General features: G+C 65.0%; 7 protein-coding genes and 3 pseudogenes. 8 read left to right on the top strand and 2 right to left on the bottom strand.

Annotated elements, in window-relative coordinates:
* Nucleotides 1-58 precede the first annotated feature (58 nt).
* A pseudogene (locus ACTGJ9_RS26355) lies at nucleotides 59-3,166 on the bottom strand (Rne/Rng family ribonuclease).
* 705 nt (nucleotides 3,167-3,871) lie between these two features.
* Here ACTGJ9_RS26355 and ACTGJ9_RS26350 point away from each other — a divergent pair.
* The 8 genes and pseudogenes from ACTGJ9_RS26350 (at nucleotide 3,872) to ACTGJ9_RS26315 (ending at nucleotide 13,240) form a co-directional block, all read left to right on the top strand.
* The gene (locus tag ACTGJ9_RS26350; protein ID WP_456673474.1) at nucleotides 3,872-5,170 is read left to right on the top strand and encodes an N-acetylmuramoyl-L-alanine amidase; all 1,299 of its coding nucleotides are present in this window, start codon (nucleotides 3,872-3,874) and stop codon (nucleotides 5,168-5,170) included.
* 231 nt (nucleotides 5,171-5,401) lie between these two features.
* Entirely contained in the window at nucleotides 5,402-7,909 is a 2,508-nt protein-coding gene (locus ACTGJ9_RS26345; RefSeq protein WP_456673473.1) for a penicillin-binding protein 1A, read from the top strand.
* Nucleotides 7,910-8,013: 104 nt separating this feature from the next.
* A protein-coding gene (gene prfB, locus ACTGJ9_RS26340; protein WP_456673472.1) for a peptide chain release factor 2 occupies nucleotides 8,014-9,145 on the top strand; the annotation gives its coding sequence in 2 pieces (ribosomal slippage) (nucleotides 8,014-8,082 and nucleotides 8,084-9,145; 1,131 coding nt in all).
* Nucleotides 9,146-9,147: 2 nt separating this feature from the next.
* Nucleotides 9,148-10,029 (top strand): NAD(P)-dependent oxidoreductase, encoded by an 882-nt coding sequence (locus ACTGJ9_RS26335; protein WP_456673471.1) that lies wholly within the window; start codon nucleotides 9,148-9,150, stop codon nucleotides 10,027-10,029.
* A 12-nt stretch (nucleotides 10,030-10,041) separates the two neighbouring features.
* Nucleotides 10,042-10,713, top strand: a complete 672-nt coding sequence (locus ACTGJ9_RS26330; RefSeq protein WP_456673470.1) for a DMT family transporter — start codon at nucleotides 10,042-10,044, stop codon at nucleotides 10,711-10,713.
* An 8-nt stretch (nucleotides 10,714-10,721) separates the two neighbouring features.
* The gene (locus tag ACTGJ9_RS26325; protein ID WP_456673469.1) at nucleotides 10,722-10,916 is read left to right on the top strand and encodes a hypothetical protein; all 195 of its coding nucleotides are present in this window, start codon (nucleotides 10,722-10,724) and stop codon (nucleotides 10,914-10,916) included.
* Nucleotides 10,917-10,974: 58 nt separating this feature from the next.
* Nucleotides 10,975-11,877: pseudogene (locus ACTGJ9_RS26320) on the top strand (DMT family transporter); the annotation flags it as partial.
* Between the two features lie 115 nt (nucleotides 11,878-11,992).
* Entirely contained in the window at nucleotides 11,993-13,240 is a 1,248-nt protein-coding gene (locus ACTGJ9_RS26315; RefSeq protein WP_456673468.1) for an ABC transporter substrate-binding protein, read from the top strand.
* A gap of 50 nt (nucleotides 13,241-13,290) precedes the next feature.
* Here ACTGJ9_RS26315 and ACTGJ9_RS26310 read toward each other — a convergent pair.
* A pseudogene (locus ACTGJ9_RS26310) lies at nucleotides 13,291-14,656 on the bottom strand (M23 family metallopeptidase).
* Nucleotides 14,657-14,721: the final 65 nt, after the last annotated feature.

The raw sequence follows: 14,721 nt of genomic DNA, 5'->3' as shown, positions 1-14,721 counted from the left end.
TCACCTCGCCAAATCAAAACCGCCCGGCTTGGCCGGGCGGTTTCATCTGGATCTCGTTCTATTCGCCGCCGCCGAAACGGCGGGACCACCAGCCGGCGCGACGCGGTGCGGCCGGCGTCTCGCTTGCCGCTTGCGGCGCAGGCTCAGGCGCGGGCGGAGCAACCGGCTCCGGCGCCGCCGCAACGGGGGTTGCCGGCTCGCTCGGGCTGCTCGACAGGAAGCTCACCTTCTCCCGGACGGTGGAGCGGCGTCGTGCCGCCTTGTCGTCGGATGCGGGCTCTTCCTCAGCAACAGCGGCAGAAGGCGCGGGCTGCGCCGGCGTTTCAACCGGTGCCTGCAACTGAAACTCGGGCTGAGAGGTTTCGACCGGCGCAATATGCTCCGAATGCGCAATCGACGGAGCTGTCTCGCCGCCGGAGCTATCGAAATCGGCGACCGCTTCGGTTGCTTCCGACGGCGGATTACCAGTGAGCTCGTCGCCGATGGAGCCGGCGAGACCCTCCTCGCCGGTACCGCGCCGACGACGTCCACCCCTGCGACCACGCCGGCGCCGCCGGTCGGCGCTGCCCTGCTGCTCGCCACGGGCGGCCTGCTCCTCGCCTTCCTCGGCGTCCTGCTCGGCGTCGGCATCCTCTTCGCCTTCGCCGGCCGCTACGGTCGCTTCAGGAGAAGCGGGAGCCCCATCCTCGCGCACCTCGCCTTCGCGCTGACCGCCGCGGCCACGCCGGCGGCGGCGACGCTTGCGGCGTTGGCCGTCCTGCTCGGGCGAAGCATCGCCTGCGGCCTGCTCTTCGGAGAGACCTTCGGTTTCCTCGGTTTCGACCTCGGATTCCAGCTCCGGATCGAACTCCTCGTCGTCATAGGCCTCTTCGGCCAGCGGCGGCGGACTTGCGGCCGCCTGTGCGGCGAGCAGCGCCTTGGCGGCTTCGAGCGTATGCACCTGCTCGCCGCGGTCGATGACATAGGCCTGCGGTCCGCTGACGCTGGGGTCGGCGATGACCGACAGCGAGACCTTGAAGCCGTTTTCGAGATCGCGCAGATGACCGCGCTTGTGGTTCAGCACATAGAGCGCAACGTCGGTGCGGGTGCGGACCACGAGGTTGTGGGTCGCGCCCTTCATCAGGATCTCTTCGAGGCCGCGCAGCAGCTGCAGCGCCACCGAGGATACCGAGCGGACATGGCCGGTGCCGCCGCAATGCGGGCAGGGATCGGTCGAGGATTCCAGCACGCTGGCGCGGATGCGCTGGCGCGACATCTCGAGCAGGCCGAAATGCGAGATGCGGCCGATCTGGATGCGTGCGCGATCCTGCCGCAGGCAATCGGACATCTTGCGCTCGACCGCACGGTTGTTGCGCTTCTCGTCCATGTCGATGAAGTCGATGACGATCAGGCCGGCGAGGTCGCGCAGGCGGAGCTGGCGCGCAACCTCTTCGGCCGCCTCCAGATTGGTCTTGAGCGCGGTGTCCTCGATATGGTGCTCGCGCGTCGATCGGCCGGAGTTGACGTCGATCGAGACCAGCGCCTCGGTCTGATTGATCACGATGTAGCCGCCGGAGCGCAGTTGCACTGTCGGCGAGAACATCGCGTCAAGCTGGCTTTCGACGCCCATCCGGGAGAACAGCGGCTGGCCGTCGCGATATTGCTTCACCACACTGACATTGGCGGGCATCAGCATCTTCATGAAATCGCGGGCTTCGCGGTAGCCGGCGTCACCGGCCACCGAGATCTCGTCGATCTCCTTGTTGTAGAGGTCGCGCAGCGAGCGCTTGATCAGCGAGCCTTCCTCGTAGACCAAGGTCGGGGCCTGCGACTTCAGTGTCAGGTCGCGCACCGTCTCCCACATCCGGATCAGGTATTCGAAATCGCGCTTGATCTCGGGCTTGGTGCGGGCGGCGCCGGCGGTGCGCAGGATGATGCCCATGCCCTCGGGCACGTCGAGATCCTGCACCACTTCCTTCAGGCGCGAACGGTCCTGGGCGCTGGTGATCTTGCGGCTGATGCCGCCGCCACGGGCGGTGTTCGGCATCAGGACGGCATAGCGGCCGGCGAGCGAGAGGTAGGTCGTCAGCGCCGCGCCCTTGTTGCCGCGCTCTTCCTTGACCACCTGCACCAGCATCACCTGGCGGCGCTTGATGACTTCCTGGATCTTGTACTGGCGGCGCGGGCGGAAGGTGCGCTCCGGCACTTCCTCGAGCACGTCGTCACCGCCGACGGATTCGACGTGTTCCTCTTCGGCTTCCTCGCCGTCTTCATCGTCCTCGTCGTCTTCGTCGGCCCTCGCTTCCGCGTCATGATGCGGCGCTTCAGCGCTCTCGCCGGCGGCGTAGACGGCATCGGCCGGTTCGGTGGCGGAGATCACGGCTTCGGCAAAAGCCTCGTCCTGCGTTTCGAAGGCGGGAGCCTCCTGAGGCTCGGCAACGGTCTCGGCCGCGACAACGGGCTCGGCGCCGATCGCTGCGACAGGCGCCGGCGTCTCGCCGGCATGATCATGGTCGTGATGATCGTGCGCGTCGTCATGGCCATGGTCGTCGTGATCGTGCGCATGATGGTGCTCGTCATCATGGCCGTGATGGTGATCGTCGTGCTCGTGATCGCCGTGGCCGTGATCGTCGTGATCATGGTCATGATGATCGTGGTGACCTTCGTGCTCGCCGTGATGCTCGGCATCGGCGTGCAGGTGCTCGCCCCCATGCGCAGCGCCCTCGGCGTGCTCCGGCAGGCTCTGGCCCTCGAGCGGCTGGCCGGCCGGATCGGCGCCTACCCTCGACGATGTCACTGCGGACGCGTTCGCCTTGACCGCCCGGCGGCGCGCATTGCGGTGGCGCGAGCGGCGGCGGCCGTGCGAGCGATTCTCGCTCTCTTCCTCGGCCTCGCGATGGGCCTGTTCTTCGGCCTCGATCAGCGCCTGCCGGTCGGCGACCGGGATCTGGTAGTAGTCGGGATGGATTTCGCTGAAGGCGAGGAAGCCGTGGCGGTTGCCGCCATATTCTACGAAAGCGGCCTGGAGCGAGGGTTCGACCCTTGTGACCTTGGCGAGGTAGATATTCCCGCGCAGTTGCTTGCGTTGCGCGGTCTCGAAGTCAAACTCTTCGACGCGATTGCCGCGGACCACGACGACCCGGGTCTCTTCCGGGTGGGTGGCATCGATCAACATCTTGTTGGGCATGTCTTAACTCTTGGCGGCGGCGGGCGCGATCGACCGTGGGCGCGAAGAGCGCTGCCGGGTGACGCGACGGTCCACCTGATTCGGGGGTGAGGGGAAGGCCGAAACGCCGTCTCTCGCGCCTTGCCGAACCGGAAGCTTCAGGACCGAAGCGGCGCGCGGGAGTGTCACTCCGCAGCGTCGCGAAAGGTCCTTCAGAATTCGTCGGCACTGTCTGGCGCATCAAGCGTCGGCCCGTATGAAACATTGGGCGGCGGGGCCGCCCCTCAATCAGTTGCTGTTGGCCAGGCATGGCGCGTGCACGCTCGCCTTGGATCAAGAACCGCCCCCTTGGGATTAAGGGATCGGGTAACAGGCCGCGTCGCTGTCAAAACTGCCCCGGAAACTGTGTGGTAACCGGAAACCGTTCGCCGCCGGGGCTTGCCCCGTTCCGCCTCGCTGCCGCGCACCGCGCTGGTCTTAGAGGGGAACAGAAAAACACTGGAATTCCCAAACCTTGGGAGTTCCGGCGCTGCACCGGGAGGCTGAATGCGACACAACCGGAAATTATTGGCCGTCAGCAATCCGTACATACGAGGAATGGGCCATCCGTGCAAGGGAGCGTCGCACGCCGGTCACAGTCGGAGAGTTTCGCGTTTCCGTCATTAAGGATCGATTAACCCTGTGGTTCTATTGCGTTAAAGAGGGCCGCTCGGAGGCACGGATTCGGTGGCGAGCCGCACAAATCAAAGGGTTTTGCTGGGACTTGCGCTGCTGTGCGCCGCGGCATTGCCGTGCGCCGATTCCACGCGTCTGAGCGCAGCCGAAAGCCCAACGCAACCCTCTGTTGCAACGGCGAATTTTCCGATAGCCACGGCTGCACGCCTGGCCGGCGACGGCAAGCAGACCCGTTTCATTCTCGACCTCGACCAGACCGTCAGCTTCCGCGCCACGACACTCGCCGATCCTTACCGGGTCGTGGTCGACATTCCCCAGGTCAACTTTCAGCTGGGTCCGGGCAGCGGGGCCGGGCGAGGGTTGGTCAAGGCCTTCCGCTACGGCCTCGTGATGCCCGGCGGCTCCCGAATCGTGTTCGACCTGACCGGGCCCGCCAAGATCACCAATTCCTACGTGCTCGAGGCGGCCAACGGCCAGCCGGCCCGGCTGGTGCTCGAGTTGGAGGAGGTCGACCGTGCGGGCTTCGTGCAGACGTCCGCTCCGGAGAATCGCCCCGCGCTGCGGCCGACGGTTGCCGCCGCACCGCCGGCAGCAGATCCCGGCGCGCCCGAAGCGGCGCCGCAAAATCCGGAAGCGCCTTCCGATGGCCGTCCGGTCGTCGTGATCGATCCCGGCCACGGTGGCATCGACAACGGCACCCAGTCGAACGGCGAGAGCGAGAAGAACCTGGTGCTCGCGTTTGGTCTGGCGCTGCGCGACCGGCTGGAAAAGGCCGGCAAATACCGCGTGGTGATGACGCGGGACGACGACACGTTCATTCCCCTCAATGACCGGTCCAAAGTCGCCCGCAATCTGAACGCCGCGCTGTTCGTCTCGATCCACGCCGACGCGCTGCCGAAGGCCGAAGGCGACGCGCAGGGCGCCACCATCTACACGCTCTCGGACAAGGCCTCCGACGCCGAAGCCCAGCGCCTGGCTGATGCGGAAAACCGCGCCGACGCGATCGCCGGCTTCAATCTCGCGGAAGAGCCGACCGACGTCGCCGACATCCTGATCGATCTGACGCAGCGGGAAACCCGCACCTTTTCAAACCGTTTCGCGCATTTGCTGATGGGCGAAATGAAGTCGACCGTGCGGATGCACAAGCATCCCCTGAAGTCGGCCGGCTTCCGGGTGCTGAAGGCCCCCGACGTGCCCTCGGTTTTGGTCGAGATCGGCTACGTCTCCAACAAGGGCGACCTCGAGCACCTCGTGTCCGAGGGCTGGCGATCGCGCGCCGTGGGCTCGATGGCCCAGGCGATCGACACGTTCCTGGCCAAGCGGATGGCGACGGCGGGGGCCGGCAATTAAGCAGGCAATGCCGGTTCCGATGTTAAGCCCTAGTTTGGCCACAGCGGACGCTCTATAAAACCGGCGCAGGGGGTTCCGGAATCGACGAGAATCCCGTTCGGCAAGCGTCTTTTGATCCGGCCCTGACGGTATTGAGTAGGCCGGTGACTTCGCGACGTGAGGGTGGCGTCCGTTTGGGGCGCCTTGAGGCTGATCTTGGGCTGATCCAGGGATTAAACGGATAAACACATAATGCGCTTGCTTGTGCGGTTCATGGGCTTCCTGTTCGCTGCGGGAACGGTGGTGTTCCTTGTCGGTGTCGGTGCCGTGGCAGGCCTGATCTGGCATTTCTCCAAGGACTTGCCCGACTACTCTCAGCTTCAGGATTACGAGCCGCCGGTGATGACCCGCGTGCACGCGGTCGACGGCTCGCTGCTCGGCGAATATGCCAAGGAGCGGCGGCTTTATCTGCCGATCCAGGCGGTGCCGAAGCTCGTGATCAACGCGTTTCTCGCCGCCGAAGACAAGAATTTCTACGAGCATGGCGGCATCGACTACACCGGCATGGCCCGCGCCGGCCTGGTCTATCTGCAGAACTACGGCTCCAACCGCCGGCCGCAGGGCGCTTCCACGATCACCCAGCAGGTCGCCAAGAACTTCCTTCTGACCAACGAGGTCTCGTTCGCGCGCAAGATCAAGGAAGCCTTGCTCGCGATGCGGATCGAGAAGACCTATTCGAAGGACAAGATTCTCGAGCTGTATCTCAACGAAATCTATCTCGGCCTCGGCGCCTACGGCATCGCAGCCGCTTCGCTGGTCTATTTCGACAAATCGGTGAACGAGCTCACCGTGGCGGAAGCCGCTTATCTTGCGGCGCTGCCGAAGATGCCGGCGACGCTGCATCCGGTGCGCAACCGTGATCGCGCCATCGAGCGCCGCAATTACGTGATCGACCGCCTCCAGGAGAACGGCTGGATCAAGCAGGCCGACGCCGACAAGGCGCGCAAGGAGCCGCTGGCCGTCACCAACCGCTCCAACGGTGCCCACACCTTCGCCGGCGAATATTTCGCCGAGGAGGTCCGCCGCGACATCTTCGAGCGCTATGGCGAGAAGAAGCTCTATGAGGGCGGTCTGTCGGTCCGCACCACGCTCGACCCCAAGATCCAGGTCATGGCGCGCAAGACCATGGTTGCCGGCCTCGTCAACTATGACGAGCAGCAGGGCTATCGCGGCGCCATCAGCAAGCTCGATATTTCGGGCGACTGGGGCGTGAAGCTCGCCGAGATCAAGTCGCTCTCCGACATTTCGCCGTGGCGCATGGCGGTGGTGCTGGAGACCAGCGAGCAGTCGGCACGGATCGGCTTCCAGCCGAACCGCGAGCTCGGCGGCGCCGTCAGCAAGCAGCGCGAGACCGGCCTGATCACGCTCGATGGAGTCAAATGGGCGAAGGCGGCTTCAGGAGCTGCGAAGGGCAGGGCAGCGACGTCGGTGGCTCAGGTGCTGCAGCCCGGCGACGTGATCTATGCCGATCCGCTCTACACCAAGGAGGGACAGCCGGTCGAAGGCCAGTACCGCCTGCGCCAGATCCCCGAAGTATCGGGCGCGATGGTGGTGATGGATCCCTGGACCGGTCGCGTGCTCGCAATGGTCGGCGGCTTCTCGTTCGACCAGAGCCAGTTCAACCGCGCCACGCAGGCCTACCGGCAGCCGGGTTCGTCGTTCAAGCCGATCGTCTATTCGGCCGCGCTGGACAACGGCTACACGCCGTCAACCGTCGTACTCGACGCGCCGATCGAAATCGATCAGGGCCAGGGCGCCGGTGTGTGGCGGCCTGAAAACTTCTCGGCGAACAAATATCAGGGACCGGTGACGCTGCGAAACGCGCTGCGGCAATCGCTCAACACGGTGACGGTGCGCCTTGCGCAGGACATCGGCATGCCCCTGATCGGCGAATATGCGCGCCGTTTCGGCGTCTATGACGAATTGCCGAACTATCTCTCCTACGCACTCGGCGCCGGCGAGACCACGGCGATGCGCATGGTCACGGCCTATTCGATGCTCGCCAATGGCGGCCGCCGCGTGAAGCCGACCTTGATCGATCGCATCCAGGATCGCTACGGCCACACCATCTTCAAGCACGACCAGCGCGAATGCCGCGGCTGCGACGCGCCCGGCGGCTGGAAGAACCAGGCCGAGCCGCAGCTGATCGACCGTCGCGAGCAGGTGCTGGACTCCATGACCGCCTATCAGATCACCGAGCTGTTGGAGGGCGTGGTCCAGGCCGGTACCGCGACCGTCGTGAGGGAAGTCGGCAAGCCGATCGCCGGCAAGACCGGTACGACCAACGAGGCCAAGGACGCCTGGTTCGTCGGTTTCTCGCCTGATGTCGCGGTGGCCATCTATATGGGCTACGACAAGCCGCGTCCGCTCGGCAAAGGCAACGCCGCCACCGGCGGCCATCTGGCCGCTCCCATCGCGCGCGATTTCCTCAAGCTCGCGCTCGCTGACAAGCCCGCCGTTCCGTTCAAGGTGCCGGCCGGCATCAAGCTGATCCGCGTCGTCGCCAAGACCGGCATGCGCGCCGGCCCCGGCGAGACCGGCGGAACCATTCTGGAAGCCTTCAAGCCGGGTACGGCGCCACCGGATAACTACTCCGTCATTGGCGTCGCTGATGCTGACGGTCGCGGCGCACCGCCGTCGCAACAGCAGCAACCGGATTCCGGCTTCTTCATGCGGCCCGGCACCGGCGGGCTGTATTAGCGGATAACGCCGACGATGGGAGAGGCGGGCGGTTGCGCTTGCAACCGTCGCCGCTACATCCCCATTTCAATTGCACGCGGGATTCCGCGAGACCAGAGAACGATATGCGCGCCGAAATCGAACGGTTGGTAGAAGAGATCAAGCAGTCAGTCGGGCTGCTGAGGAGGCATCTTTGACGTCGAGAAATCGACGGCGCGGCTCGCTGAGCTGAACAAGCTCGCAGAAGATCCAAACCTCTGGAATGATCCCCAGAAAGCCCAGAAGCTGATGCAGGAGCGGACCTCGCTGGAGGATTCGCTTTCGGGCATCGGCAAGGTCGAGCAGGAGCTCGAAGACGATATCGGCATGATCGAGCTCGGCGAGGCCGAGGGCGACGCCGGTGTCGTGGCCGAGGCTGAAGCTGCGCTCAAGAATCTCAAGAAGGAAGTGGCGCGGCGCGAGCTCGAGGCGCTGCTGTCGGGCGAGGCTGATCGCTTCGACTCCTATCTCGAAGTCCATGCCGGCGCGGGCGGCACCGAGAGCCAGGACTGGGCGCAGATGCTCTTGCGCATGTACACGCGCTGGGCCGAGACGCACGGTTTCAAGGTCGAATTCCTCGAAGAATCCGAGGGCGAAGAGGCCGGCATCAAGTCCGCAACCATCCAGGTCTCCGGCCACAATGCCTATGGCTGGTTGAAGACGGAGGCCGGCGTGCACCGGCTGGTGCGCATCTCGCCGTTCGATTCCAATGCACGGCGGCACACGTCTTTCTCCAGCGTGCAGGTATTCCCCGTCATCGACGACAGCATCAAGATCGACATCAAGGAAGCCGACGTCCGCGTCGACACCATGCGGTCTGGCGGCGCCGGCGGTCAGCACGTCAACAAGACCGAATCCGCGGTGCGCCTCACGCATATTCCGACCGGCGTCGCGGTGGTCTGCCAGGCCGGCCGCTCCCAGCACAAGAACCGGGCGCAGGCCTGGGACATGCTGCGCGCGCGCCTTTACGAGATCGAGCTGAAGAAGCGCGAGGAGAAGGCCGCCGCCGACCAGGCCGCCAAGACCGATATTGGCTGGGGCCACCAGATCCGCTCCTACGTGCTGCAGCCGTATCAGATGGTGAAGGATCTCCGCACCGGCGTGCAGACCTCCGACACGTCGGGCGTGCTCGACGGCGAGCTCGACGATTTCATGGCTGCGACACTGGCGCAGCGCGCCTTCGGCACCACCGGCGCCGACATTGAGGACGTGGACTGATCATGCCCCGCATTGCCTTCATCGGGTTGGGGCGAATGGGCCATGGCATGGCCGGCCGCTATCTCGATGCCGGCTTCACGGTGACGCTGTGGAATCGAAGCAAGGCCAAAGCGGAAAATTTGATCGCGCGCGGCGCGCATTGGGCGACTTCGCCTGAGGATGCCGCGATCGATGCCGACGCGGTCGTGACCATGGTCGCCGATGACGAGGCCTCGCGCGCCGTCTGGCTCGGGCTCAACGGCGCGGCCAAGACGGCGAAGGCCGGCACCATTGCGATCGAGTGCTCCACCGTTTCCTATGATCATGCGCGCGAGATGGGCCGCGAGCTTAATGCGCGCGGGCTGATCTACATCGATTGCCCCGTGACGGGATTGCCGGATGCAGCCGCGAGCGGGAAACTGACGCTGCTTGCAGGCGCTGACGCTGCCGACCTCGAGCGGGCGCGACCGTTCCTCGAACCGATCGGCTCGACCATCCGCCATTTCGGCGCGGTCGGTTCCGGCACGGTCTACAAGCTTATCAACAATCTTCTCGGCGCGATCCAGATCGCGGGCCTCGCCGAGGGCCTCGCGATCGCCGAGCAGGCCGGGCTCGACATGAAGCTGGTGCTCGAGTCCATCCAGGCCGGCGTTGCCGCTAGCCCGCAGGTGCAGCGCCACTCCAAGCGTATGGTCGCCCGCGACTTCAGCGGCGCCACGTTCACGGCCGCGCTCCGGCACAAGGATGCCGCCTACGCCGTCAAACTCGCCGAGAGCCTGCTGGCCGACAAGCCGCTGGTCTCGCGCGCCGCCGTCGAGTCCTACGCGCAGGCGAAGGCCGCGATGCCGGACGAGGACGAAGGCAAGATGATCGAGCTGGTGTCGCGGCCGAAGAAACCGTCTTAGCTGGAATTCGACATGGGGCAGCCTCGATCGGAACGCGGTCTCGGCATTGCCCTCGTGACCGCGGCGGCGATTGCCTGGAGCACGGCGCCCTTCTTCACGCGACTGCTGCCGTTCGATCCCTGGACCATCCTGTTCTGGCGCGGCCTGTTCGGCGGCGGTCTGATCTCGGTGCTTCTCGTCCTGATGCAGGGGCCGGGCGCGCTGCGGCAATTGGTGGTGCCGGGTCGCGGCGGTTTGCTCGTGGCGTCATTGTCCGCGCTCGGCATGATCGCGTTCATTCCCGCGCTCCAGATCACCGATGTCATGAATGTCGCGGTGCTGATCGCAACCCAGCCGTTTGTCGCGGCGGCGCTGGCGTGGCTGTGGCTCGGCGAAGCCGCGACATGGCGTACGCTGATCGCAAGCCTCGTCGCATTTGCCGGCGTCGCCATCACCGTCGGTGGCATCAGAGCCGGCGCCGATATCGGCGGCGTGGCCCTGAGCTGCCTCACGGTGCTCGCGATATCGGCCATGACGGCCGTCGTTCGGCGCCACAGGGAGACCTCGATGCTCGCGGCGGCGGCGTTGTCGAACTTCATCGGCAGCCTCGTCAGCCTGCCGTTCGCTCACGACATCGCCCATGTCGGCGGCAACAGCCTTGCGATCCTCGCGATGTTCGGCTGCCTCCAGGCGCGCTCGGCCTGACCTTTTACATGCTCGGCTCGCGCCTGCTGCCTTCCAGCCAAGCCTCCCTGATCGCGACGCTGGAGACGCCGCTGATGGCGTTCTGGATCTGGGTGGGATTTGGCGAAGTGCCTGCCGTACATGCGCTTATTGGCGGGGCGCTGGTGATCGGGGCGGTCGTGGCGGATGTCGCGGGCGAGGCCAGTTCGCGCCGATCGTCATGAGCCGCGTCTTGTCGGAAATCGGGTGGCGAGAAGCGTCGCGCTGACCGAGGTAAGAAGCATGCCCTTGAATGATAGCCGGATCGATGTGCGAGACTGGTCGCTGCTCGTGGTGCTCTCGATCCTCTGGGGCGGCTCGTTCTTCTTCAATGCTGCGGCGTTGCGGGAATTGCCACCGCTGACGCTGGTGTTTTTGCGCGTTGCGCTTGGCGCGGCCATTCTGCTGCCGTTGCTGCGTGTGCAGGGGATCGGCTTTCCCAGGGGCACGGCGGGCTGGCGGCCCTTTGCCGTGATCGGGCTGCTCAACAACGTCATTCCGTTCTCGTTGATCGTGGCCGGCCAGACTTTCATTCCGAGTGGACTGGCGTCGATCCTGAACGCGACCACGCCGCTGTTCACTGTGCTGGTGATGGCGGCCGCGGCTGAAGAGGCGCTGCAGGCGCGGCGGCTGGCCGGTGTGGCGCTTGGCCTTGCCGGCGTGATCATCCTGCGCGGGTGGGGTGTCGAGTCGCGCGCCGGGCAGGGGCTCGGCATCCTGCTTTGCCTTGGCGGCGCGTTCAGCTATGGCCTTGCAGCACTTGCGGCGCGGCGGCTGCTGAAGGATTCGCCGCCGCTTGGGACGGCCACGTTTCAGCTGATGGCGTCCACGGTGATGATGGCGATCGTCGCCGGTGCAGTGGAGCAGCCGTGGCGTCTCCCCATGCCGGGCATCGTGACCTGGCTTGCGGTGCTTGGCCTTGCCGCTCTCTCGACAGCGCTCGCCTACATCGCCTTCTTTCAGATCATACGACGCTCAGGCGCGAGCAATGTGATGCTGGTGACGCTGCTCATTCCCGTAACCGCGATCCTGCTGGGATGGCTGGTGCTGGGTGAGCCGATCTCCACGCGAGAGATCGCCGGTGCGGTCGTCATCGGCAGCGCGTTGATCGTGATCGACGGACGGGCGGTGAGAATGCTGCAGCGTAGCATAAGTTCCTGCGCCGCGTTTCACTCCACGGAAAATCCTGCCGCTTGCCAGCGGCAGGCCTGCTTGCGACACTCCCTCGTAATAAGAACGACAGAATACAGGGGAGAGAACGATGCCGGGTCGCCGCGAAAACCTTGCTGCCCTCGCCATGCTTGCTGCCGGACTGCTCGCCACGACACCGGTCTTGGCACAGACCTCGACACAGAAAAAATACGATCCCGGCGCCACCGATACCGAAATCAAGATCGGCAACATCATGCCCTATAGCGGACCGGCGTCGTCCTATGGCGTGATCGGCAAGACCGAGACCGCGTTCTTCAAGATGATCAACGATCAGGGCGGCATCAACGGCCGCAAGATCAACTTCGTCAGCTATGACGATGCCTACTCGCCGCCGAAGGCGATCGAGCAGGCGCGCAAGCTGGTCGAGAGTGACGAGGTGCTGCTGATCTTCCAGCCGCTCGGCACGCCCTCGAACTCCGCGATCATGAAATATATGAACGCCAAGAAGGTGCCGCAGCTCTTTGTCGCCTCCGGCGGCACCAAGTTCGGCGATCCCAAGAACTTTCCGTGGACCATGGGCTTTCAGCCCAACTATCAGAGTGAGGGGCGGATTTACGCAAAGTACATTCGCGACAATTTCCCGAACGGCAAGATCGCGGTGTTCTGGCAGAACGACGACGCCGGCAAGGACCAGTTCAAGGGCCTGAAGGACGGGCTCGGCGACAAGGCCAACATGATCATCGCCGACAAGTCCTATGAGGTCAGCGATCCCTCGATCGATTCGCAGATCGTCGCCTTGCATGATTCCGGCGCCGACATCTTCTTCTCATGGGCGGCGCCGAAAGGCTCGGCGCAGGCGATCCGGAAGGTCGGCGAGCTCGGCTGGAAGCCAAAGTTCTTCCTCGCCAACACCGCGACTTCGGTCGCCTCGGTCCTGAAGCCTGCCGGCCTCGACTATTCCAAGGACATTATCTCGACCGTCTATCTGAAGGACCCGACTGATCCGACCTGGGACAAGGATCCGGCCGTGATCAAATGGCGCGAATTCATGGACAAGTATTACCCCGACGGCGACAAGGCCAATGCCAACAACGTCTACGGATACGTGCAGGCCGAGGCGATGGCGCAGGTCCTGAAGCAGTGCGGCGACACTCTCACGCGCGACAACGTCATGAAGCAGGCGGCCAACCTGAAGAACTTCCATACCGAGCTGATGCTGCCCGGCATCATGGTGAATACCTCGCCGGACGATTATTTTCCGATCGAGCAGATGCAGCTGATGCGCTTCAACGGGCAGGCCTGGGAGCTGTTCGGCGACGTCATCACCGGCGAGGTCGGCCACGAGCGCAGCCAGTAGTCAGGGCTGGGGTGGCGGCTTTCGCGTGAGCCGAAACAGATGCGGTGGGTCTAGCCAGCGCTAAGACGCACACCGGCGCGCAAAAACTTCTGCGGGTCGACGGCTTCGCCATCGATACGGGTTTCGTAATGCAGATGCGGGCCGGTCGAACGTCCCGTCGAGCCGACGAGGCCGATCACCTGGCCGATCTTCACGATCTCGCCGACCTTGACGTTGATCTCGGAGATGGCCGTAGCGGGTCGACAGCCCGTTGCCGTGATCGACCTCGACCATGCGGCCGTAACCGCCGGACCAGCCGGCTGAGACCACCTTGCCGTTGGCGGTGACACGCGCGGGATCGCCGGTCGCGGCGCGAAAATCGAGGCCGGTATGCATCGCGGGCCGGCCGAGGAAGGGATCGCTGCGCACGCCGAAACCGGAGGTGAATTCGACCTCGCCGACGACAGGCTTGCGATAGGGCACCTGCGCCAGCGTGCGGTTGAGCCGGTCCATGTCGGCGCGGGTGACGTTGATGCGGTAGAGCTGCTTCTCGAACGGGCCTGCGTTGGCGGCGAGCTTCACCGGTACGAACGGGCCGCCCATAGCGGCGCGCGGCACGGCCGCCTCGAGGCTGGCGAGGTTCAGGCCGAGGTCGCTGACCACGCCGCGCATCCGCCGCATCCGCGAATCCATGCCTTCCTCGACGGCGCTGAGCGCCGCAACCTGGCGGCGCTCGACCTGATCGAGCGAGTTCGTCAGCCGGACCAGGACATTGTCAAAGCCCAGGTTCTTGGCGAATTGATTGACCGGCGGAGCGATCACGGCGGGCGCACGCGATTCGAGCCGGGCTTCGCGGTCGGGCGGCGCTACGAAGATCACGGTATCGTTGATCGGCGACGGTTTGGGCGCACCTTGCGTCGTGGTCTGGTTCGCGGCGCCACGCTGCGGCGTCGACCGGGAAATCGAGCCGGTGACATCAGGCATGGCGCCCAGCGCCGTGGCCCGGGACTCCAGCGCCGTCTGGCGCTTCATGATCTGGTCGAGCTTCTGGTCGAACTGCTCCTGGTCGAGCAATTGCCGGCTGGTGGTGCGATCGACCTTGGCGCGGAGCTCGGCGATGCGGTCTTCATAGGCATATTGCATCTCGGCCTGACGGGCGATCAGCCGGGTCAGGACGTCGTCACGGAAGGCGAAATAGGTGGCGGTCGCCGCTGACCACAGGCCGAGCAGCACCACGGTGCCGACCACGATCCAGAACACGACAGGCCCGAGGCGAACCTGCTTGCCGTGATGCACGATCGTGTAGGCGTCGTCGGCGTCGGGCAGGGGAATCGCAGCGGCTGTCGCAGCACTGGCGGGACGGCGATGGAAGGCGCGTCCGTGGTCGTGGGAATGATGCTGGGGGTACTGCGAATATTGGGCAGAACTTTTCGACATCGGCACTCCCGCGCCGGTCGGAACGGTTCCTTGCGGCTCAATTGCCGCAGCAATCTGGGCCGGTC

Origin of the sequence: Bradyrhizobium sp. RDM12, assembly GCF_051917485.1 — a bacterium.
In the GTDB taxonomy this organism is placed as follows: domain Bacteria; phylum Pseudomonadota; class Alphaproteobacteria; order Rhizobiales; family Xanthobacteraceae; genus Bradyrhizobium.
Note: the sequence above shows the minus strand (reverse complement) of the source record. Positions and strands in the feature narration are given on the sequence as shown.

Excerpts from the sequence above, each read along its gene's own strand:
- ACTGJ9_RS26325 (WP_456673469.1), top strand. The coding sequence starts at position 10,722 with ATGCTCGGCTCGCGCCTGCTGCCTTCCAGCCAAGCCTCCCTGATCGCG.
- ACTGJ9_RS26315 (WP_456673468.1), top strand. The coding sequence starts at position 11,993 with ATGCCGGGTCGCCGCGAAAACCTTGCTGCCCTCGCCATGCTTGCTGCC.
- ACTGJ9_RS26335 (WP_456673471.1), top strand. The coding sequence starts at position 9,148 with ATGCCCCGCATTGCCTTCATCGGGTTGGGGCGAATGGGCCATGGCATG.
- ACTGJ9_RS26345 (WP_456673473.1), top strand. The coding sequence starts at position 5,402 with ATGCGCTTGCTTGTGCGGTTCATGGGCTTCCTGTTCGCTGCGGGAACG.
- ACTGJ9_RS26330 (WP_456673470.1), top strand. The coding sequence starts at position 10,042 with ATGGGGCAGCCTCGATCGGAACGCGGTCTCGGCATTGCCCTCGTGACC.